This is a genomic window from Escherichia sp. WS1368 (assembly GCF_046487485.1).
GTDB classification, from domain to species: Bacteria; Pseudomonadota; Gammaproteobacteria; order Enterobacterales; family Enterobacteriaceae; genus Escherichia; species Escherichia coli.
On record NZ_JBJQJI010000001.1, the window covers coordinates 1081436 to 1103818 of the forward strand.

At 51.1% G+C, this 22383-nt stretch carries 23 protein-coding genes; 8 read left to right on the plus strand and 15 right to left on the minus strand.

What is annotated here, in order from left to right; translation table 11 throughout:
* Window positions 1–106: 106 nt before the first annotated feature.
* From anmK to pdxY, 5 genes are all read left to right on the plus strand, one after another.
* A complete protein-coding gene (gene anmK / locus ACJHYD_RS05290) occupies window positions 107–1216 on the plus strand; it encodes an anhydro-N-acetylmuramic acid kinase (RefSeq protein ID WP_000835077.1) in 1110 nt (369 codons plus the stop codon).
* A gap of 97 nt (window positions 1217–1313) precedes the next feature.
* Window positions 1314–1643: a C-type lysozyme inhibitor gene (gene mliC / locus ACJHYD_RS05295; protein WP_000061974.1), complete on the plus strand. Its 330-nt coding sequence runs from the start codon at window positions 1314–1316 to the stop codon at window positions 1641–1643.
* A 58-nt stretch (window positions 1644–1701) separates the two neighbouring features.
* Window positions 1702–2358, plus strand: coding sequence for a pyridoxamine 5'-phosphate oxidase (pdxH, locus tag ACJHYD_RS05300; RefSeq protein WP_001282319.1), 657 nt, complete (start codon window positions 1702–1704; stop codon window positions 2356–2358).
* A 128-nt stretch (window positions 2359–2486) separates the two neighbouring features.
* A complete protein-coding gene (gene tyrS / locus ACJHYD_RS05305; protein WP_001295400.1) occupies window positions 2487–3761 on the plus strand; it encodes a tyrosine--tRNA ligase in 1275 nt (424 codons plus the stop codon).
* Window positions 3762–3822: 61 nt separating this feature from the next.
* Window positions 3823–4683 carry a pyridoxal kinase PdxY gene (pdxY, locus tag ACJHYD_RS05310; RefSeq protein ID WP_001551163.1) on the plus strand — a complete coding sequence of 287 codons (861 nt, stop codon included), beginning with the start codon at window positions 3823–3825 and terminating at the stop codon, window positions 4681–4683.
* Between the two features lie 43 nt (window positions 4684–4726).
* On the opposite strand, the gene gstA is transcribed toward pdxY, so the two are convergent.
* The 12 genes from gstA to blr all read right to left on the minus strand — a co-directional run bounded on the left by gstA (window position 4727) and on the right by blr (window position 15062).
* Window positions 4727–5332 carry a glutathione transferase GstA gene (gstA, locus tag ACJHYD_RS05315; RefSeq protein ID WP_000765742.1) on the minus strand — a complete coding sequence of 202 codons (606 nt, stop codon included), beginning with the start codon at window positions 5330–5332 and terminating at the stop codon, window positions 4727–4729.
* Window positions 5333–5437: 105 nt separating this feature from the next.
* The gene (gene dtpA, locus ACJHYD_RS05320) at window positions 5438–6940 is read right to left on the minus strand and encodes a dipeptide/tripeptide permease DtpA (protein WP_000100942.1); all 1503 of its coding nucleotides are present in this window, start codon (window positions 6938–6940) and stop codon (window positions 5438–5440) included.
* 610 nt (window positions 6941–7550) lie between these two features.
* Complete coding sequence (gene nth / locus ACJHYD_RS05325; RefSeq protein WP_001551162.1) at window positions 7551–8186, minus strand: endonuclease III; 636 nt, start codon at window positions 8184–8186, stop codon at window positions 7551–7553.
* Entirely contained in the window at window positions 8186–8881 is a 696-nt protein-coding gene (rsxE, locus tag ACJHYD_RS05330; RefSeq protein ID WP_001289657.1) for an electron transport complex subunit RsxE, read from the minus strand. The genes nth and rsxE overlap by 1 nt, the downstream gene beginning before the upstream one ends.
* Before the next feature lie 3 nt (window positions 8882–8884).
* Window positions 8885–9505, minus strand: a complete 621-nt coding sequence (gene rsxG, locus ACJHYD_RS05335; protein ID WP_000920799.1) for an electron transport complex subunit RsxG — start codon at window positions 9503–9505, stop codon at window positions 8885–8887.
* A 3-nt stretch (window positions 9506–9508) separates the two neighbouring features.
* Window positions 9509–10567: an electron transport complex subunit RsxD gene (gene rsxD / locus ACJHYD_RS05340; RefSeq protein WP_001551161.1), complete on the minus strand. Its 1059-nt coding sequence runs from the start codon at window positions 10565–10567 to the stop codon at window positions 9509–9511.
* The gene (gene rsxC, locus ACJHYD_RS05345; RefSeq protein ID WP_001551160.1) at window positions 10568–12694 is read right to left on the minus strand and encodes an electron transport complex subunit RsxC; all 2127 of its coding nucleotides are present in this window, start codon (window positions 12692–12694) and stop codon (window positions 10568–10570) included.
* On the minus strand, window positions 12687–13265 hold the full coding sequence (gene rsxB / locus ACJHYD_RS05350; RefSeq protein WP_001551159.1) for an electron transport complex subunit RsxB: 579 nt from the start codon (window positions 13263–13265) through the stop codon (window positions 12687–12689). The genes rsxC and rsxB overlap by 8 nt, the downstream gene beginning before the upstream one ends.
* Window positions 13265–13846 carry an electron transport complex subunit RsxA gene (gene rsxA / locus ACJHYD_RS05355; protein ID WP_000133193.1) on the minus strand — a complete coding sequence of 194 codons (582 nt, stop codon included), beginning with the start codon at window positions 13844–13846 and terminating at the stop codon, window positions 13265–13267. The genes rsxB and rsxA overlap by 1 nt, the downstream gene beginning before the upstream one ends.
* Window positions 13847–13922: 76 nt before the next feature.
* Entirely contained in the window at window positions 13923–14363 is a 441-nt protein-coding gene (locus ACJHYD_RS05360) for a DUF2569 domain-containing protein (RefSeq protein WP_001306099.1), read from the minus strand.
* Window positions 14364–14448: 85 nt separating this feature from the next.
* Window positions 14449–14664 carry a transcription modulator YdgT gene (gene ydgT / locus ACJHYD_RS05365; RefSeq protein WP_000217950.1) on the minus strand — a complete coding sequence of 72 codons (216 nt, stop codon included), beginning with the start codon at window positions 14662–14664 and terminating at the stop codon, window positions 14449–14451.
* 272 nt (window positions 14665–14936) lie between these two features.
* The gene (gene blr / locus ACJHYD_RS05370) at window positions 14937–15062 is read right to left on the minus strand and encodes a division septum protein Blr (protein WP_001296096.1); all 126 of its coding nucleotides are present in this window, start codon (window positions 15060–15062) and stop codon (window positions 14937–14939) included.
* 242 nt (window positions 15063–15304) lie between these two features.
* Between blr and ACJHYD_RS05375 the strand changes: the two genes are divergently transcribed.
* Complete coding sequence (locus tag ACJHYD_RS05375) at window positions 15305–16345, plus strand: oxidoreductase (protein WP_001551157.1); 1041 nt, start codon at window positions 15305–15307, stop codon at window positions 16343–16345.
* Between the two features lie 35 nt (window positions 16346–16380).
* Here ACJHYD_RS05375 and add read toward each other — a convergent pair whose 3' ends face one another.
* From add to malX, 3 genes are all read right to left on the minus strand, one after another.
* Window positions 16381–17382: an adenosine deaminase gene (add, locus tag ACJHYD_RS05380; RefSeq protein ID WP_001551156.1), complete on the minus strand. Its 1002-nt coding sequence runs from the start codon at window positions 17380–17382 to the stop codon at window positions 16381–16383.
* A 103-nt stretch (window positions 17383–17485) separates the two neighbouring features.
* A complete protein-coding gene (gene malY, locus ACJHYD_RS05385) occupies window positions 17486–18658 on the minus strand; it encodes a bifunctional maltose regulon transcriptional repressor/cystathionine beta-lyase MalY (RefSeq protein ID WP_001551155.1) in 1173 nt (390 codons plus the stop codon).
* A gap of 9 nt (window positions 18659–18667) precedes the next feature.
* A complete protein-coding gene (gene malX / locus ACJHYD_RS05390; protein ID WP_001551154.1) occupies window positions 18668–20260 on the minus strand; it encodes a PTS maltose transporter subunit IICB in 1593 nt (530 codons plus the stop codon).
* A gap of 174 nt (window positions 20261–20434) precedes the next feature.
* Here malX and malI point away from each other — a divergent pair, with 174 nt between their 5' ends.
* Window positions 20435–21463, plus strand: coding sequence for a mal regulon transcriptional regulator MalI (malI, locus tag ACJHYD_RS05395; RefSeq protein ID WP_000179512.1), 1029 nt, complete (start codon window positions 20435–20437; stop codon window positions 21461–21463).
* A 111-nt stretch (window positions 21464–21574) separates the two neighbouring features.
* Window positions 21575–22342 carry a 7-alpha-hydroxysteroid dehydrogenase gene (gene hdhA / locus ACJHYD_RS05400; RefSeq protein WP_000483371.1) on the plus strand — a complete coding sequence of 256 codons (768 nt, stop codon included), beginning with the start codon at window positions 21575–21577 and terminating at the stop codon, window positions 22340–22342.
* Window positions 22343–22383 lie beyond the last annotated feature (41 nt).

Sequence of the window (22383 nt, forward strand, 5' to 3'; positions counted from 1 at the left end):
AGATAATGTTTTACTACCAACGGTAAAAATCGGTCATTCCGCATAGTATTCACGAAAAGTTTATGTTTGAGTGGTGCGCAAACGTCAGATTGAAAAAGGATGAACTATGAAATCGGGCCGCTTTATTGGCGTTATGTCAGGCACCAGCCTTGATGGTGTTGATGTTGTGTTGGCGACAATTGATGAACACCGGGTCGCACAGCTGGCAAGTTTGAGCTGGCCGATCCCGGTGTCTCTGAAACAGGCTGTACTGGATATTTGCCAGGGCCAGCAGCTTACACTTTCGCAGTTTGGACAGCTTGATACTCAACTCGGGCGACTTTTTGCTGATGCGGTCAATGCCTTGCTTAAGGAACAAAACCTGCAGGCGAGAGATATCGTTGCGATCGGCTGTCACGGTCAAACCGTCTGGCATGAACCGACGGGCGTGGCACCACACACTTTACAGATTGGCGATAACAATCAAATTGTGGCACGCACCGGAATTACGGTTGTCGGTGATTTTCGCCGTCGCGATATTGCCTTGGGAGGACAAGGCGCACCGCTGGTACCTGCGTTCCATCATGCGCTGCTGGCTCACCCAACCGAGCGACGAATGGTGCTCAATATTGGCGGCATCGCAAATCTGTCACTGCTCATTCCTGGGCAGCCGGTTGGGGGCTACGATACCGGTCCTGGTAACATGCTGATGGATGCCTGGATCTGGCGTCAGGCAGGTAAACCTTACGATAAAGATGCCGAGTGGGCACGGGCGGGTAAAGTCATTCTCCCACTGCTGCAAAATATGCTTAGCGACCCGTATTTCTCGCAACCTGCACCGAAAAGTACCGGACGCGAATACTTTAACTACGGCTGGCTGGAGCGCCATTTGCGCCATTTTCCGGGTGTTGATCCCCGAGATGTACAGGCGACACTGGCAGAACTCACCGCCGTGACCATTTCTGAACAAGTTTTGTTGAGCGGTGGCTGCGAACGATTGATGGTATGTGGTGGAGGAAGTCGTAATCCGCTACTCATGGCGCGTCTGGCGGCATTACTGCCAGGCACAGAAGTCACCACCACCGATGCCGTTGGCATTAGTGGCGATGACATGGAAGCATTGGCTTTCGCCTGGCTTGCCTGGCGGACGCTGGCGGGATTACCAGGAAATCTGCCTTCCGTCACTGGCGCAAGCCAGGAGACGGTACTCGGGGCTATTTTCCCCGCTAACCCGTGATATCAGAGTTAACTGAATTTTTCTTACCGCGTCTGCCGTTACACTTGGAACGTTAGGGAGGGCGTATTGCCCTCCAGACCAGGAAAGTCTTCGGGATATGTCTATGAAAAAACTGTTACTGATCTGTTTGCCGGTCCTTCTCACCGGCTGTAGCGCGTTCAATCAACTGGTTGAGCGCATGCAAACCGATACGCTGGAATACCAGTGTGATGAAAAACCGTTGACGGTCAAACTGAATAATCCGCGCCAGGAAGTCAGTTTTGTTTACGATAATCAACTACTGCATCTCAAACAGGGCATTTCTGCGTCTGGTGCACGTTACACCGACGGGATCTATGTTTTCTGGTCGAAAGGCGAGGAAGCGACTGTCTATAAACGCGACCGCATCGTCTTGAATAACTGTCAGTTACAAAATCCACAGCGTTGAGATTTTTCCAGGGGCGGCGCACAATAGCGTTACCCACTGACAATCCGTAAAGAAAACCATGTCTGATAACGACGAATTGCAGCAAATCGCGCATCTGCGCCGTGAATACACCAAAGGCGGATTACGCCGCCGCGATCTTCCCGCCGATCCATTAACCCTTTTTGAACGCTGGCTCTCTCAGGCGTGTGAAGCCAAACTGGCGGACCCTACCGCGATGGTGGTCGCTACCGTGGATGAACATGGTCAGCCTTATCAGCGCATCGTTTTACTCAAACATTACGACGAAAAAGGCATGGTGTTTTACACCAACCTCGGCAGCCGTAAAGCACATCAAATCGAAAATAATCCGCGCGTTAGCCTGCTGTTCCCGTGGCATACCCTTGAGCGCCAGGTGATGGTGATCGGTAAAGCGGAACGACTTTCGACTCTCGAAGTGATGAAATATTTTCATAGTCGTCCCCGTGATAGCCAGATTGGTGCATGGGTTTCGAAGCAGTCCAGTCGCATTTCTGCCCGCGGTATCCTTGAAAGTAAATTCCTGGAGCTGAAGCAGAAGTTTCAACAGGGCGAAGTGCCATTGCCGAGTTTTTGGGGCGGTTTTCGCGTCAGCCTTGAACAGATTGAGTTCTGGCAGGGCGGTGAGCATCGCCTGCATGACCGCTTTTTGTACCAGCGTGAAAATGATGCGTGGAAGATTGATCGTCTTGCCCCCTGAAAAGATGCAAAAATCTTGCTTTAATCGCTGGTACTCCTGATTCTGGCACTTTATTCTATGTCTCTTTCGCATCTGGCGAAAAGTCGTGTACCGGCAAAGGTGCAGTCGTTATATACATGGAGATTTTGATGGCAAGCAGTAACTTGATTAAACAATTGCAAGAGCGGGGGCTGGTAGCCCAGGTGACGGACGAGGAAGCGTTAGCAGAGCGACTGGCGCAAGGCCCGATCGCGCTCTATTGCGGCTTCGATCCTACCGCTGACAGCTTGCATTTGGGGCATCTTGTTCCATTGTTATGCCTGAAACGCTTCCAGCAGGCGGGCCACAAGCCGGTTGCGCTGGTAGGCGGCGCGACGGGTCTGATTGGCGACCCGAGCTTCAAAGCTGCTGAGCGTAAGCTGAACACCGAAGAAACTGTTCAGGAATGGGTGGACAAAATCCGCAAGCAGGTTGCCCCGTTCCTCGATTTCGACTGTGGAGAAAACTCTGCTATCGCGGCGAACAACTATGACTGGTTCGGCAATATGAATGTGCTGACCTTCCTGCGCGATATTGGCAAACACTTCTCCGTTAACCAGATGATCAACAAAGAAGCGGTTAAGCAGCGTCTCAACCGTGAAGATCAGGGGATTTCGTTCACTGAGTTTTCCTACAACCTGTTGCAGGGTTATGACTTCGCCTGTCTGAACAAACAGTACGGTGTGGTGCTGCAAATTGGTGGTTCTGACCAGTGGGGTAACATCACTTCTGGTATCGACCTGACCCGTCGTCTGCATCAGAATCAGGTGTTTGGCCTGACCGTTCCGCTGATCACCAAAGCAGACGGCACCAAATTTGGTAAAACTGAAGGCGGCGCAGTCTGGTTGGATCCGAAGAAAACCAGCCCGTACAAATTCTACCAGTTCTGGATCAACACTGCGGATGCCGACGTTTACCGCTTCCTGAAGTTCTTCACCTTTATGAGCATTGAAGAGATCAACGCCCTGGAAGAAGAAGATAAAAACAGCGGTAAAGCACCGCGCGCCCAGTATGTACTGGCGGAGCAGGTGACTCGTCTGGTTCACGGTGAAGAAGGTTTACAGGCGGCAAAACGTATTACCGAATGCCTGTTCAGCGGTTCCTTGAGTGCGCTGAGTGAAGCGGACTTCGAACAGCTGGCGCAGGACGGCGTACCGATGGTTGAGATGGAAAAAGGCGCAGACCTGATGCAGGCGCTGGTCGATTCTGAACTGCAACCTTCCCGTGGTCAGGCGCGTAAAACTATCGCCTCCAATGCCATCACCATTAACGGTGAAAAACAATCCGATCCTGAATACTTCTTTAAAGAAGAAGATCGTCTGTTTGGTCGTTTTACCTTACTGCGTCGCGGCAAAAAGAATTACTGTCTGATTTGCTGGAAATAATGCATTAAGTGGAAAGGGGGAGTGAGAAATCACTCCCCCTGGTTTTTATACAGGGAACATGATGAAAAATATTCTCGCTATCCAGTCTCACGTTGTTTATGGTCATGCGGGTAACAGTGCGGCAGAGTTTCCGATGCGCCGCCTGGGCGCGAACGTCTGGCCGCTGAACACCGTTCAATTTTCTAATCACACCCAATACGGCAAATGGACTGGCTGCGTGATGCCGCCCAGCCATTTAACCGAAATTGTGCAAGGCATTGCCGCCATTGATAAATTACACACCTGTGATGCCGTATTAAGTGGCTATCTGGGTTCGGCGGAGCAGGGTGAACATATTCTCGGTATCGTTCGTCAGGTGAAAGCAGCAAATCCGCAGGCGAAATATTTTTGCGATCCGGTAATGGGTCATCCGGAAAAAGGCTGTATCGTTGCACCGGGTGTCGCAGAGTTTCATGTGCGGCACGGTTTGCCTGCCAGCGATATCATTGCGCCGAATCTGGTTGAGCTGGAGATACTCTGTGAGCATCCGGTAAATAACGTCGAAGAAGCGGTTCTGGCAGCGCGTAAACTCATTGCGCAAGGGCCACAAATTGTGTTGGTTAAACACCTGGCGCGGGCTGGCTACAGCCGTGACCGTTTTGAAATGCTGCTGGTTACCGCCGATGAAGCCTGGCATATCAGCCGTCCGCTGGTGGATTTTGGTATGCGCCAGCCGGTAGGTGTTGGTGATGTGACGAGCGGTTTACTGCTGGTGAAACTGCTTCAGGGGGCAACGCTGCAGGAGGCCCTGGAACATGTGACCGCTGCAGTATACGAAATCATGGTGACCACCAAAGCAATGCAGGAATATGAGCTGCAAGTGGTTGCTGCTCAGGATCGTATTGCCAAACCAGAACATTATTTCAGCGCAACAAAGCTCTGAAATATCTCATTTCGGCCCACAACGACCTGTGGGCCGATGGCTATTACTTTAAGCCTTCCGCTGACAGCGCGTCTTGTACTTCCGGACGTTCAGCCATACGTTGCATAAATGCCGCAATGTGCTCTAACCCTTCCAGATTCAGTTTCACCGCGTATGCCCAGCGCAGAACCGTAAACAGATAGGCATCAGCAATTGTAAATCGTTGCCCGCAGATCCAGTGCTCATCCTTCAGAGCATCGTTCACATATTGCAGCTTCTTCTCCAGCTGCGCGCGAACTGTTGGTTTGTACTCTTCCGGTGTATCAGGGCGAAACAGAGGTGTGAAGCCTTTATGCAGCTCGGTGGCGATGTAATTCAGCCATTCGATGGTTTTATAGCGGGAAATACTGTTTACCGGTGCCAGCAACTGGCGGTCGGGGACGCTGTCGGCAAGATACTGCATAATCGCTACGCCTTCCGTCAGCAAAGTACCATCGTCCAGCAGCAATGCAGGTACCTGTCCCTTAGGGTTAACGGCAAAGTAATCGTCACCGTTTTCGAGACGTTTTTTCATTAAATCCACACTGACGAGCGTAAAATCCTTTCCGCTCTCACGCAGGGTGATATGGGAAGCGAGAGAGCAGGCGCCCGGTTTGTAGAACAATTTCATCGGTAACTCCTTTTGTCTGTGGTTTAAAGTATGGTAGTGCGTTGCTGAACAAAAAAAAAGCCGCTAACGAAAAGTTAGCGGCTTGTAAAAGAGTTTCCCTGAATTTTACGCTACAGCAGCTTTCGCCGCTTTGTCTGCAGCGTCATCCTGCGTCATGCGGTGCAGTTTCGGCGCGGTCAGCAGCATCAGTACAGCAATAACGGCAGTAGCGACACCAATCTGCAAGAATACGCGACCATAGACTTCCAGTGACATCAGCGGATCGGTAACGTTATCCGGCACAGCCATCATACCCGCAACATAACCACCAATCAGGTTTGCACCGGCAGTGGTCAGGAACCAGCTACCCATAATGAAGCCCATCAGACGCTGCGGAACGAGTTGTGCAACCATTGCCAGACCCAGACCAGAGATCATAAGTTCCCCGATACTCTGCAGGCCATAGCTTGCGACCAGCCAGCTTACAGACACGATACCTGCGTCAGACGCGAATTTTGCACCCAGCGGCAGAATCAGGAACGCACCAGAACACATCACCATACCGATTGCAAACTTAGTTGGCATCGGCAGGGTATCGCCCATCTTGTTATAGATAGCGGCCAGAATCGGGCTACCAATGATGATCCAGAACGGGTTCAGTGCCTGATACTGCTCAGGTTCTACGGCCAGGCCCAGAATGGTGTGTTCAACGTTACGAATCGCAAAGAAGTTCAGTGACGTTGGCATCTGGCTGTACAGCACGAAGAAGATAATGGCTTCGAGCATCAGGATGAAGGCAACGATCATTTTACGACGCGCAGCACCTTTCATCGCGAAGGCTTCTTTACCGAAGATAACCACAATACCGAAGGCAACAACGCCCAGCGCCATACGCGCAACTTCCTGATTGTGCAGCAGCCAGGTGGCGATAGCGATCAGTGCCACAACACCAATAATGGTCAGCAGCAGGTTACGGTAGTTGATAGGCTCGAAGTCTGGTTTTGAACCGTACTGTTTAACCCAGCGTTGGCAGAAGGCGAAGTTAACGATAGTGATCAGCAGGCCTACAACGCTCAACGCAAACGCAACACTCCAGCCGTATTTCGCGGCCAGCCACGGGGTGGCGATCATAGAGAAGAAAGAGCCGATGTTGACGGACATGTAGTACATGGTGAATGCACCGTCCAGACGCGGGTCGTTTTTCTCATAGCATGTAGAAAGCAGAGAAGACGGGTTAGCTTTAAACAGGCCGTTACCGACCGCAATAGCCGCCATACCCATATAAACGATACCGGCGTCGTGACCAGACCAGGCAACCAGAGCATAACCAATCGCCAGCACAATAGCGCCAAGCATAATTACGCGTTTAGTACCCAGTACCTTGTCACCTAACCAGCCGCCGATAGCGACCAGACCATAAACCAGGGCACTAAAGGAAGAGAAAAGGGTGATTGAATCCGCTTCAGACATACCCAGTTGTTTAACCAGGTAAACAGCCATAATTCCTTGTAGGCCGTAATAACCAAAACGTTCCCATAACTCAATCGAGAAGATGAGATAGAACGCCTTCGGTTGTTTGAAAGCGTTCAAACTGACGCTTTCAGTTGGTTTTTGGTTTGCAGTGGACACTTTTACCTCTTTTTTTACATCCCATATTAACGGGGGTGCTTTCTCGCGTTATGCCTAAAAAACATACGCGCAATTGTTATAGTGGGAGGGGAAACGGCAGGTAATGTTCACTATCTTGCACTTTCAGACAAGTCCTTTGTAATAATCTGTTACATATAACTGAGGCGGGGAATTCAACCATTCCGGGAAATGTTATCCAGCGTTAAATTTTTCAAAAAACGTAACGGCAGATTTTTTCACTACCCTGAGAGGGGGATGATGGCTTAACGGCGATATGTTCTGCTATTTAGCGTTTTTCCTAGTGAGATAGTCCAGTTTCTGAAAAATAGCCAGTGTAATGTTTTGTAGGTCAATATTTGTTGCGTGTGTAAATTTAAATGATTTTAACCTAGTTCTTGCAATGTTTTTACATTGCCACAGCATCGTGATCTTGATCACGAATGAATAGAAAATTTCGCTATTAAAAAAACAATTAACCTGCATTTTTGGTTATCCACAAACGGATTACCTGATGATAACGCTAAGCAATGGCATCATTGACGTTAAAAAGATGTTTTAAAAGAGGATAAAGAAAGGTTATCAATGGGGTAATCGGTGTTACCCCTTTTCTTCAGATGTCAACTTTCTCTTTGTATTCACAAAGATCTTCAATAATACAAGAGCCACAGCGAGGCTTGCGGGCAATACAGGTATAACGCCCGTGCAGGATCAACCAATGGTGGCAGTCGACTTTAAACTCTGCCGGAACCACTTTCAGTAGCTTTTCTTCTACCTGTTCGACGTTTTTCCCCGGCGCAAATTGAGTACGATTACAAACGCGGAAAATGTGCGTGTCGACAGCAATAGTCGGCCAGCCGAATGCAGTGTTTAATACGACGTTGGCTGTTTTACGACCTACACCAGGCAGGGCTTCAAGCGCAGCACGATCTTCCGGAACCTCGCCATTATGCTGTTCCAGTAAGATACGGCAGGTTCTGATGATATTTTCTGCTTTGCTGTTATAAAGCCCAATGGTTTTGATATAGGTTTTCACCCCTTCGACGCCCAGTTCAAGCATCGCTGCAGGTGTATTAGCCACCGGGTAGAGTTTCGCCGTCGCCTTATTAACACTGACATCGGTCGCCTGAGCGGAAAGCAGTACGGCAATCAGCAATTCAAAAGGCGAACTGAAATTAAGCTCGGTGGTGGGATGAGGATTGTTCTCACGCAGGCGAGTGAGGATCTCCAGGCGTTTTGCTTTGTTCATCAGACATTCCCTGTTTCACCGTTTGGCAATGCACGTTCGGCAGCTGCTTCAGTACGGCGCTTTTTCATTCTTTCATCAATCAGGTATTTCCCTGCCAGCATCAGTCCCAGGCCAATAAATGCACCTGGTGGCAGCATCGCCAGCAGGAAAGGGGAGTCGGTGTGGAAAATTTCCACGCGTAATACTTTTGCCCAGCTACCTAACAGCGCATCTGCACCGTCAAACAACGTGCCATTGCCGATAATTTCGCGTAGTGAACCCAGCACGAACATGGCGCAGGTTGCGCCCATACCAATTGAAAAGCCGTCCAGTGCCGAAAGCGCCGGACCTTTTTTGGCGGCGAAGGCTTCAGCGCGGCCCACAACGATACAGTTAGTGACAATCAGCGGAATAAAAATCCCTAATGATTGATACAGGCCAAAGGCGTAGGCGTTGATCAGCATCTGTACAGCGCTGACCACCGAGGCGATGATCATCACGTAAATGGGAATGCGGATCTCGGCTGGCGTCCAGTGACGCAGCGTCGAAATGGTCAAGTTGGTCAGCGTCAGTACCAGCGTAGTCGCAAGTCCTAAACCCAGAGCGTTAGTGGCAGTGGACGTGACCGCCAATAGCGGACAGAGGCCGAGCAGCTGGACCAGCGCAGAGTTGTTTTTCCACAACCCCTGAACAATAACGTCTTTAATTTCGCTCACGCTTTATTCTCCACAGGCAGGAAGTTGAGAAAGTTGTGACGGTAACGTCTGAGCGTACAATCCGGCGCGTTTTACCGCATTAACCACCGCGCGCGGAGTAATCGTCGCGCCGGTGAACTGGTCGAAATCACCACCATCTTTCTTCACCGCCCAGTGCGCATCATCCGCACCACTGATTTTTTTACCCGCAAAATGGGTGATCCAGTCAGAAAGGCGCAGTTCGATTTTATCGCCAAGCCCTGGCGTTTCGTGGTGCTCTGTCACGCGCGTGCCAAGTACCGTGCCGTTAAAATCGGCTCCCACCAGCAGCTGAATCGCACCGGAATAGCCATCTGGCGCGGTTGTTTCCAGAACGGCGGCTACCGGTTTGTCATCCTGTTTGGCGATGTAAACCCGATGCTCACCTTTACCTAACTCTGGCGCAGTTACCAGATAGCAACTCTGTGCCAGCGCATTGTTATAGCGTTCGGCTGGCAGCACCTGATCAAATAACGCTTTTTGTTGCAGACTGGCCTGTTCAGCAATCGTCGTTTTGGTCATCTGGTTGATGGCCGCAGTTAACCCTGTAGAACCCGCTGCAAATAGTGCCAACGTAATGCCGTGTTTTCGGATAGTTTTCAGCATGGTTTACCCTTTGCGATGGCCGTAGACGCGCGGACGCGTGTAGTAATCGATCAGAGGAACCGTGATGTTCGCCAGCAGGACGGCAAAAGCCACGCCGTCAGGATAGCCGCCGAAACTGCGGATCAACCAGACTAATAAGCCCGCCAGCGCGCCGAAAATAAGACGACCACGATTGGTCGTAGAAGCGGTAACCGGGTCAGTCAAAATAAAGAATGCGCCGAGCATAGTCGCACCAGACAGCAGATGAATTTGGGGTGATGCCAGTGTTTCTGGTGAGAACAACCAGCCCAACGTTGCGCATAACGCCAGCGTTACTAAGAAGCTGAGGGGAATATGCCAGCGAATCGCTTTCTGCCATAGCAACCACACGCCGCCAGCCAGCCAGGCGAGATTTACCCATTGCCAACCAGCGCCCGCCAGAATACCGCTGTAGATCGGATATTGCATAATCTGTTCAACCGAATGACCGGCACGGACAGAGGTTTTAAATGTATCCAACGGTGTCGCCTGACTAATGCCATCAATACCTAAGCGTAGCGTGTTCATATCACCACCACTGGGGGTATGTCCGCTGAAAATAACCTGTATGGCGTCGATAAAACCAGGGATGTTGACCGCAATTTCATGTGGCGGTAACCAGCTGGTCATCTGCACCGGGAAGGAGATCAGTAAGACCACATAACCAATCATTGCCGGATTAAACGGGTTTTGCCCCAGACCGCCATACAACTGTTTAGCGATGATCACCGCAAACACCGTACCCAGTACGACCATCCACCATGGCGCGAGGGGGGGAATACTTACCGCCAGCAATAAGCCTGTCAGCAATGCTGAGTTATCTTTCAACGTTGCGGCTACCGACTGCTTGCGTAGTTTGAGTACGAGAGCTTCGGCTAACAGAGCACTGACCGACGCCAACAGGATCTGAACGAGAGTACCCCAACCAAAAAACCACAGTTGCGCTGCGATTCCTGGCACGGCTGCGAGCAACACCAACAGCATAATGCGCGATGTCTGGCGCTGGTTATGGGTATAAGGGGAGCTAGCTATTCTGAATACCATTTAGTCCTCGTTTACAACCTTTTGCTGGGCGGCTTTTTTGGCCTGAACGCGGGCAATAGCCGCGGCAACTGCCGCTTTGCGCGGATCAACCTGTTCTTCTGGTTCCGCATTGGCCTTTTGCTGTTCCAGCTTGCGTGCTTTGGCGCGGGCAATAGCGGCTTCGACGGCGGCTTTGCGCGGATCGACCTGTTCTTCTGGTTCCGCATTAGCCTGTTGCTGTTCCAGCTTGCGTGCTTTGGCACGGGCAATAGCGGCTTCGACGGCGGCTTTGCGCGGGTCAACCTTTTCTTCTGGCTCCGCATTAGCCTGTTGCTGCTCCAGCTTGCGCGCTTTGGCGCGGGCGATAGCGGCTTCGACGGCGGCTTTGCGCGGGTCAACCTGTTCTTCTGGCTTCGCATTAGCCTGTTGCTGCTCCAGCTTGCGTGCTTTGGCGCGGGCGATAGCGGCTTCAACTGCGGTTTTACGTGGATCAGCAACGGTTGCTGCGTCGTTAGTTTGCTGCAGTTCTGCCTGTTTCGCTCTGGCTTGCGCTTTACGGGCTTCTCGTACTGCAATAATTGCACTGTTATCCGGGCGTTCGCCCGCTTTAATCACAATCGGCTGTGTAGCCTGGGCCTGTTTCTCTTTCACCCGCGCCAGAGCGGCAGCAATCGCATCTTTATCTTTGGCTGCAGGTTGAACGGCTGCGCTCTTATGTCGTTCAAGGCGAGCCGCTTTTTCGCGCTCCAGACGAGCCTGGCGCGCTTCGAAACGCGCTTTGGCTTCTGCGGCGCGCTTTTCTTCCTGATGAATAGCCGCAATTTCAGCTTTTTCCTGACGGAAATATTGCACCAGGGGAATATTGCTCGGGCAAACCCACGCGCAAGCCCCACATTCAATGCAGTCGGCAATGTTATGCGTGGTAGCTTTATCGTGTTGCTGACCTTTGCTGAACCAGTACAACTGTTGCGGCAAAAGATCCGCAGGGCAGGCGTCAGCACAGGCGCTACACCGGATGCAGCTTTGTTCTTCCTGTGGTTCGCCAAGCTCATTGGCAGAGGGAGCCAACAGACAGTTGGTAATCTTTACGACCGGGACATCCAGCCATGGCAAGGTAAAGCCCATTAGCGGGCCGCCCATAATCACCATTTGATCGGCAGAGGGGCAGAATCCGGCGTCATTCAATAAATGACGCACTGGCGTCCCCAGCCGTGCCCAGACGTTGCCCGGGCGAGCGATTGCTTCGCCAGTCAGGGTTACGACACGCTCGGTAATCGGCTCGCCATCAATAACGGCACGTTTCACTGCATAAGCAGTGCCGACGTTTTGCATTAATACGCCGATATCGGATGAACGCCCGCCATGTGGAACCTGCTTCCCGGTCAGAATGTAGGTTAATTGTTTAGCACCGCCAGAAGGATATTTAGTTGGAATCACCCGCAGAGAAATATCGTGAGAGTCCGCCAGCACCGCGCGGAGCATGGAAATCGCCTGCGGTTTGTTATCTTCAATGCCGATAAGAATTTCGCGTGGCTGCAGAATATGCGCAAGAATGCGAATACCCTCTACGACCTGAGCCGCGCAATCCTGCATCAAACGGTCATCGGCGGTAATGTACGGCTCGCACTCAGCAGCGTTGATAATCAACGTTTCAATCTTATCTCCGCCGCCCTGCAATTTAACGCCTGTCGGGAATCCCGCACCACCCAGCCCGGCAACACCAAACTGATGAATGCGCTCGATTAACTCTTCGCGACTGCGAGAGCGATAATCGTCCCAGCCGTCGCGCGGGATCCAGCAGTCTTCGCCATCAGCATCAATAATCACGCTTAATTCAGCTAAAGCTGAAGGATGAGCCGTAGAGTGGGGCGCAATAGCCGTAACGGTACCCGAGGTGGGCGCGTGAACTGGCAGCATTTTGCCGCGACCACGGGTAAGCGGCTGGCCGCGCAGTACTTTATCGCCGACGCTAACGCACAACTCACCTTCAGAGCCAATATGTTGTTTCAGTGGTATGACAAAACGCTGCGCCAGGGGTACCTGGCGCAGGGGCGTACCGTTGGACTGGGTTTTCATCTCCGGTGGATGGATGCCGCCGTTGAAATCCCAGATTTTATTTTTTCTGAATGCAGAGAATAACTTAAGCATGGTGTTCCACGGGAATGATACGCACGGGAATGGTGTTCAGATCCCATTTCCAGGAGTCAGGTGTTTCTGCAACCGGTTGCAACGAGATGCAGTGCGTCGGGCACGGATCAACACATAAATTGCAGCCCGTACAGAGATCACTCATTACCGTATGCATGGCGCGGGTAGCGCCAACGATGGCGTCTACCGGACACGCCTGAATACATTTAGTGCAGCCAATACAGTTATTTTCATCAATAACCGCCACCATCCGCGTAGGCGTTAGCTCTTGCGCTTCGCCATCCAGCGGCTGTGGCTCGACATTAAGCAACTCAGCAATTTTTAGCATCACAGCTTCGCCACCTGGGGCGCAGCGGTTAATTTTTTCACCGTTACAGCTGATGGCTTCCGCGTAGGGGCGACAGCCGGGATAACCGCACTGACCACACTGGCTCTGCGGTAAGATTTCGTCAATTTTCTCAACGACCGGATCGTCTTCCACCGCAAAACGGCGGGAGGCATAACCCAGAATGGCGCCAAACGCCAGGCCCAGCAGGCTCACGGCGGCAACGGCAATCCAGATAGCATTCATTACAACTTCACCAAACCACTAAAGCCCATAAAGGCCAGAGACATAAGACCTGCGGTAATTAACGCAATGGCATTACCGCGAAAAGGTGCCGGGACATCAGCCACAGCAAGGCGTTCGCGGATGGCGGCGAAGAGCACCATCACCAGCGAGAAACCGACAGCGGCGGAAAAACCGTACAGCGCCGACTGCAAGAAATTGTGCCCGAGATTGATATTCAGCAACGCCACGCCGAGCACTGCACAGTTGGTGGTGATAAGCGGCAAAAAAATCCCCAGCAGACGGTAAAGCACCGGGCTGGTTTTGCGCACCACCATCTCGGTGAACTGCACAACCACAGCAATCACCAGAATAAACGCCAGGGTGCGCAGGTAAATCAGATTAAGCGGGATCAAAATCCACGTATCGATAAGCCAGGCGCAAATAGACGCCAGCGTCATCACAAACGTTGTTGCCAGCCCCATGCCCATCGCGGTTTCCAGCTTTTTGGAAACTCCCATAAACGGACAGAGACCGAGAAACTTGACCAGTACAAAGTTATTGACCAGTACAGTTCCGACAAACAGTAACAGGTAGTCAGTCATTTTTCGGCCTGAAATAAAAAAGCCGCCTATTATCCGTTAATCCAGAGCAGGCGACAACAGGTTAACTGTAAGGTTATTACGGATTCACAAACGTCGCTTTCACCCGCGACGAGCGTTTAAAATAGGGGACGATCAATGCGGTTGCCAACAAAGTAAACAGTAACTGGCGAACGGCTATGCCATCTTCCACGGGTGAAAAAGCGAACGCTTTTACTGCCAGCAATACGGAAATAAGCAGCCAGATAATATAGTGTTTAGGAACACAACGCCGACGTTTAAAGAAAGCGATGGTCAACCACAGTGTGTAATACCACATGGCGATAGCGGTAATAAAAGAAACGCCCCATAAGATTTGTGTCGTCAGTGCTTGTTCGCCGAGCGTTTGAAATGTTTGCGGAGAAGATAACGCAGCGGTATACAGCAACAACGCCAGCGTCGTACTTAACAGAGCGACTAAAAGCCAGGCCAATGGGCCAAGCAACCAGCCTCCAATACGTTGTGGCGTTGTGGTGGTCATAGGTTCTCCAGAATAGCGACGCAAACAGGCAAATCTAATTTTAGGGGCGTTATTATAAGGCTTTTATAACCGATCGCTACTTTCTTTATTGGACATAGTGCCAGACGGACTTCGGTACCTGGCCGAGGTCAAACAAACGCCCGCCAGAAACCAGCTCTGCGCGACGGTGATCGGCAGCACGATACATATTGATCAGTTCCTGATCGTCCGTCAGGGTGTAATTAAGATGGTCGTAGAGTTTTTCCAGACTTTCGAGTGAACTGATTTTGCGAAATTTTAATAAGTAGTCCTGAACAGTCATAAAAGGTCCATAAAATAATTAATACCAAAGGGGTAGGTATTATTAGTGATGATAAAATTTCACCAAAAGTGAACGCTTGTGTTATTACAATAATAAGAATGCGCTGATGGCAAATATTCAGGGATGAAAAACTGCTCTGAAAAGAGTAACGCGCTTTACTATCTCTGACAATCACCAACAACATCGAACAAGATAATAAATTCCTGGTTTAATATCCGACAAGTGAAAACATGCACCCGGACGGGCAGCATGTCGCTCTACAAGCACAGAGCTTACTTGTGTTGTACCGTAGTACTCTGTTCAGGTGGCTGATAGTTGTCAATGTGACTCGCCACGCCAAGAAGAATGACTGAAACGACAAGAACGATCCAACCTGTTAATTCAATAAGACGATTCATTACAGCCCACATCTCTGTTGATTGATCCATTAACTTCAGGGGGTAAATGTTACTTAGCAATAATAGCTCCAGCAAGATTTTTACTGAGGTTTTTGCGATATTTAGCTTTTGTCGTTGGAAAATTCGCTATTTTTTTGACTTAAGTTAAACAACATCCCTTATTGCTGGCAGGTTATTAAACTGTTGAGCGAGGGTAAAGGATAGTGTCAAATAGCCATCATACTTCAATGAGAGGCAATGACATGAGCGACAACATCCGTGTTGGGTTGATTGGGTATGGTTATGCGAGCAAAACCTTCCATGCGCCCCTGATTGCGGGCACGCCCGGGCTGGAACTGGCGGTAATCTCCAGCAGCGATGAAACAAAAGTAAAAGCCGACTGGCCAACGGTTACGGTTGTCTCTGAGCCGAAGCATCTGTTTAACGATCCCAACATAGACCTGATTGTCATCCCTACACCCAACGATACCCATTTCCCGTTAGCCAAAGCGGCGCTTGAGGCGGGTAAACATGTGGTCGTTGATAAACCCTTTACCGTGACACTGTCACAAGCGCGAGAGCTGGAAGCGCTGGCAAAAAGCCTGGGGCGTGTGCTGTCTGTATTCCATAACCGTCGCTGGGATAGCGATTTCCTGACGCTAAAAGGTTTGCTCGCGGAAGGCGTACTGGGTGAAGTTGCTTACTTTGAGTCTCATTTTGACCGCTTCCGTCCGCAGGTGCGCGATCGTTGGCGTGAACAGGGCGGCCCAGGCAGCGGTATCTGGTACGATTTAGCACCGCACCTTCTTGATCAGGCCATTACGCTATTTGGTTTACCGGTCAGCATGACGGTAGATTTGGCACAGTTACGGCCCGGAGCGCAGTCGACCGATTATTTCCACGCCATCTTGTCCTATCCGCAGCGGCGAGTCATTTTACACGGTACCATGCTGGCAGCCGCTGAGTCAGCACGTTATATCGTGCATGGATCCCGAGGCAGTTATGTAAAATATGGCCTCGATCCACAGGAAGAACGTCTGAAAAATGGCCAGCGTCTGCCGCAGGAAGACTGGGGCTACGATATGCGTGATGGCGTACTTACCCGCGTGGAAGGTGAGGAACGTGTCGAAGAAACGCTGTTGACAGTACCAGGGAATTATCCGGCTTACTATGCGGCTATTCGTGATGCGTTAAATGGCGATGGTGAAAATCCGGTTCCGGCAAGTCAGGCAATCCAGGTAATGGAGTTGATTGAGCTGGGCATCGAATCCGCCAAACATCGCGCGACGCTGTGCCTTGCGTGAAAAGAGGATGGTGCAATTAGCACCATCCATTTTTGTTACTTCGCAGCGACTTTTTCTCGCAGTGCGCGTTTTTCCTCTGCGCTGAGGAAAGCCATTTCCAGACCATTAATCTGCGCCTGGCGGATTTGCTCGCGGGATAACCCAGCAGCCGGCGCGGCAACGGTATATTCGTGAATGATATCCACTCCCTGTACGCCGGGATCGTCAGTGTTAATGCTGGCACGAATGCCATGCTCAAGGAACGTTTTCAGCGGATGTGCCGCCAGCTCTGCCACGGTGCTGGTCTGAATATTGGAGGTCAGACAGGATTCAATACCAATTTGCTGCTCGGCGAGAAAATCCATCAGCGCCCGATCTTCAATGGCTTTTACGCCATGTCCAATACGTTCCGCCCCCAGTTCACGAATCGCCTGCCAGATGCTTTCCGGCCCGGCAGCTTCGCCTGCATGGACGGTAATATGCCAGCCCGCATCACGCGCGCGGTTGAAGTGAGAAAGGAACAGACTTCCCGGGAAACCAAGTTCATCACCGGCTAAATCAAGTGCGGTAATCTGGTCTCGGTGGGCTAAAAAGGCCTCCAGCTCTTGCTGACAGGCGGCTTCACCGAAGGTCCGGCTCATAATGCCGATAAGCTTCGCCTGTACACCAAAGGTGCGGCAACCCTCACGTACGCCATCGATCACCGCTTCGACAACACCCGCTACAGGCAGCTGATGTGCCATTGCCATGTAGCCCGGTGAAAAACGCAGCTCGACATAGTGCAGGCCGTTACGGGCTGCATCTTCAATGTTTTCAAATGACACGCGGCGACAGGCATCAAGAGAGGCGAGAACTTTAACGCCCCAGTCAAGTTTGGTCAGAAAGCTCACAAGATCGGGTTCGTTGGCAATGACCTGAACGTGGGGAATCAGTGTTTCTAGGGATTGTGCAGGAAGCGAGATATTATACTGGCGGCCAAGTTCAAGAATGGTCTGGGGACGAATGTTGCCATCAAGGTGGCGATGGATATCAGTTAATGGCAGGGTGGTATCAATCATGGTCGCACTCTTTTTCTGGATATAAAAGTGCGCACCATTATAAAAACAAAGCAGGGTAAAAATCCACGATTGCGCAACGATTTTTTACGTTGCGCAATTGGGGTTAACGAACAGCGCGGATGGCGTTAATTAATCCAGCAACACCTTTTTCCAGTTTCGAACGCGGGCACCCGGCATTGAGACGGACAAAACCACGACCTTCTTCACCGTAGGTATACCCCGGCATGATCGCGACCTTCTCTTGCTCGATAAGCGCTTTTTGCAACGCGTTGTCGTCAATATTCAACGGACGTAGATCAATCCAGGCCAGATAAGTGGATTGCGGGATCTGCCAGTTGAGTTCAGGGAACGCGGCGTTCATTTTATCTGCGATATACGTCAGGTTATCTTTCAGATAGACGCGTAAGGCATCCAGCCACGGCGCGCCTTGCTGATAGGCGGCGATATGGGCAGTTAACGCCAGTACTGAAGGGGAAGAAAGGCCATCACGTCCTTTCAGTGCCGATAAATAGGCATCACGGCTGCTGCTATTTTCTATAATCCCGTAAGCACCGGTCAGGGCGGGAATATTGAAACTTTTCGATCCCGACGTTAGCAATGCCCAGTCTCCGCGCGCCACATTACTCCAGGGAATATGCGGCTGCTCGGCCCAAACCATATCCATATGGATTTCATCGGAAATAACCCGCACACCATGACGCTCGCACAGGTCAGCCATGATCTCCAGTTCATCGCACGTCCACACTTTCCCGGTAGGATTCTGTGGGCTACACAGGAGCATAATTTTACATTCTGGTTTCGCCAACACGGCTTCAAGCTTGCCCATATCGCAAAACCAGCCGTCAGCCCGCTTCTCTAAAGCGACGGGCATTACTGTGCGCTGGTTACCTTCAATGGCCTTGTAAAATGCGTCATAGGCGGGTGTGTGGATCACCACGCCTTCACCTGTTTCAGACCACTGACGAATCAGTTCTGAAACCATATAGATAACAGAAGGGCCATACACCACCGACTGCGTATCAATTGCGGTGTAATGCTGGGTGGAAAACCAGTGGGCAATAGCCGCGAGAAACTCATCGTTTTTCCAGCGGCTGTAGCCAAACACGCCGTGCATCAGGCGCTGATTCAGCGCCTCGATAATGCAGGGGGCAGTGGCAAAATCCATGTCTGAAATCGTGAACGGTAACAGGTCAGCAGTGCCGAAACGGTCAGCGACATAATCCCACTGCGTACACCATGTGCCATGACGATCCACGACCTTTGAAAAATCGAACATATCTTATCCTTATGCCTGGACAGTATGCATCAGACCGGCCATTTCATCTTTTACTGACTGAACTTGTGGCCCGATAACAACCTGCAGGTTATGTTGATTAAGTTGTACTACGCCAATTGCCCGATTGTCCTTCAGTGCCTGCACATTAACAAGCGACATATCTTTCACAGACAAACGCAGACGGGTAATGCAGTTATCGAGGCTGACAATATTGTCGGCACCGCCTAAGGCTTCGAGGATTGCCGGAACGTTGTAACCTGATTTACCCGGCACACCGGCAACGGCTTTTTCGATTGAGCTGGCAACTTCGCTATCGCGCCCCGGGGTTTTCAGATTGAAGCGGGTGATAGCGAAACGGAAGATGACGTAGTAAACGACAAACCAGATTGCCGCCACCACTGGCACCATGTACCACTTGGTTGACAGACCATGCAAAATACCGAACACCACGAAGTCGATGATATTGCCGTCGGTATTACCGATGGTGACGCCGAGCACAGACATGACGGTGAAGCCGAGGCCGGTTAACAGCGCGTGGATGACATACAGAACTGGCGCTACGAACAGGAACAGGAATTCCAGCGGTTCGGTCGTGCCGCCAACGACGCAGGCGATCAGGCCAGAAATCAGCAGACCTTTAATTTTATGGCGATTTTCCGGGCGCGCGCAGTGATACATAGCTAACGCTGCACCTGGCAGACCGCCGAGAAACGCAGGCATTTTACCTTGCGAAAGGAAACGCGTGGCGCTTTCAGAAAAACCGTGAGTGGTCGGGCAACTCAATTGCGCCTGGAAGATGGTCAGTGCGCCGCTGACGGTTTGACCGCAGACTTCCTGCGTGCCGCCTGCGTCGGTAAAGCGAATTAATGCCACCAGAATGTGATGCAGACCAAACGGCAACAGCAGACGTTCACCGGTACCAAACAGCATCGGTCCGAAATCACCCGCACTGTTGATCATATGGCCCAGGCCGCTAATACCCATGGCGAAAATCGGCCAGACTAATGGAATCACCAGACCGACAAGGCCCATCACCAGCGAGGAGATGATTGGTACGAAGCGCGTACCGCCGAAGAATGCCAGCGCATCCGGCAGGCGGATATTATGGAATCGCTCATGCAGCATCCAGACGATAATACCGGCGATCACCGCACCGAGGATCCCGGTATCGATCGACTGGATCCCAAGAATGCTCTGTATGTTATTGGTTTTCAGAACGGCGGCGTCTGTGGTTGGCAGAATGCCTTTATTGGTTAACCAGAAGTTTACCGCGAGGTTCATTACCGCATAACCGACGAAGCCAGCGAATGCCGCTACGCCTTTGTTTTCGCGTGCCAGGCCCAGCGGGATGGCGATACAGAACATGACTGGCAGGAAACTAAAAGCAAACGAGCCAATCTTACTCATCCAGGTAAAGATAGCCTGCAACACGGGGTTGCCCAGGACCGGGATTAGGGTGATGACATCGTGGCTACTAAGGGAACTACCAATGCCGAGCATAATGCCGCAGAACGACAATAATGCCACGGGTAACATGAAGGTTTTGCCTAACTGCTGGAAGAACTCCCACAGCGTGACTTTCGGTGCTGTTTTCGCCGTCATAAAACGACTCCTCGTAGAGAACAATCTGGATTCAGTAAATTGCGCGAAAAGATAAAACGTTTTATCAAATTTTAGTGAGGCATAAATCACATTACGCAACGATAATAGCGGGTATAAGATAAATAAAAGGTAAAACGTTTTATCTGTCACATAATCAGGGAGTAGGTCATCTGCATGGCTACCGCCAAAAAAATAACCATTCATGATGTTGCGCTGGCTGCGGGCGTGTCGGTAAGTACCGTTTCGCTGGTGCTTAGTGGCAAAGGGCGAATCTCTACCGCCACAGGAGAACGCGTTAACGCCGCCATTGAAGAGCTGGGATTTGTGCGCAATCGCCAGGCGTCGGCGCTGCGCGGCGGGCAAAGCGGCGTCATTGGTTTGATCGTCCGTGATTTATCTGCGCCGTTTTACGCCGAATTGACGGCCGGATTGACGGAAGCTCTGGAAGCGCAGGGACGGATGGTGTTTTTGCTTCACGGCGGTAAAGACGGCGAGCAGCTGGCACAACGGTTTTCACTGTTACTGAATCAGGGGGTCGATGGTGTGGTAATTGCCGGGGCTGCAGGAAGCAGCGATGACCTGCGACGGATGGCAGAAGAAAAAGCTATCCCGGTGATTTTCGCTTCCCGTGCCAGTTATCTTGATGATGTTGATACGGTTCGCCCGGACAACATGCAGGCTGCACAGTTGTTGACGGAGCATCTCATTCGCAATGGGCATCAGCGGATCGCCTGGCTGGGAGGGCAAAGTTCCTCATTAACCCGTGCAGAACGGGTGGGGGGCTATTGTGCGACTCTACTAAAATTTGGCCTGCCGTTTCACAGTGATTGGGTGCTGGAGTGCACTTCCAGCCAGAAGCAAGCCGCGGAAGCTATCACGGCGCTTTTACGTCATAACCCGACCATCAGTGCCGTGGTTTGCTATAACGAAACTATTGCGATGGGGGCATGGTTTGGTTTGCTGAAAGCAGGGCGGCAAAGCGGGGAAAGCGGAGTCGATCGTTACTTTGAGCAACAGGTTTCGCTGGCGGCATTTACCGATGCGACACCAACCACACTTGATGATATACCCGTTACCTGGGCCAGCACGCCAGCGCGGGAACTTGGTACCACACTTGCGGATCGCATGATGCAAAAAATCACTCATGAAGAGGCGCATTCACGCAATCTTATTATTCCCGCCCGGCTCATTGCGCCGAAATAATCCTCTCTTTATCTGCTATACCTGGTAGTGTCCTTTCCTCAAGGTTAATGATAAAAAATGTGGCACACAGGCGGTGCCTTTTATTTTTACTGAAGTTCACAGGAGGTTTATGTGTTTAATTCTGACAACCTGAGACTCGACGGAAAATGTGCCATCATCACAGGTGCCGGTGCAGGTATTGGTAAAGAAATTGCCATTACATTCGCGACAGCTGGCGCATCTGTGGTGGTCAGTGATATTAACGCCGATGCAGCTAATCATGTTGTAGATGAAATTCAACAACTGGGTGGTCAGGCATTTGCCTGGCGCTGCGATATTACTTCCGAACAGGAACTCTCTGCACTGGCAGACTTTGCCGTCAGTAAGCTGGGTAAAGTTGATATCCTGGTTAACAACGCCGGTGGCGGTGGGCCTAAACCGTTTGATATGCCAATGGCAGATTTTCGCCGCGCTTATGAACTGAATGTATTTTCTTTTTTCCATCTGTCACAACTTGTTGCGCCAGAAATGGAAAAAAATGGCGGTGGCGTTATTCTGACCATTACTTCTATGGCGGCAGAAAATAAAAATATAAACATGACCTCCTATGCATCATCTAAAGCTGCGGCCAGTCATCTGGTCAGAAACATGGCGTTTGACCTAGGTGAAAAAAATATTCGGGTGAATGGCATTGCGCCGGGGGCAATATTAACCGATGCCCTGAAATCCGTTATTACACCAGAAATTGAACAAAAAATGTTACAGCACACGCCGATCAGACGTCTGGGCCAACCGCAAGATATTGCTAACGCGGCGCTGTTCCTTTGCTCGCCTGCAGCCAGCTGGGTAAGCGGACAAATTCTCACCGTCTCCGGTGGTGGGGTACAGGAGCTCAATTAATACACTAACGGACCGGTAAACAACCGTGCGTGTTGTTTACC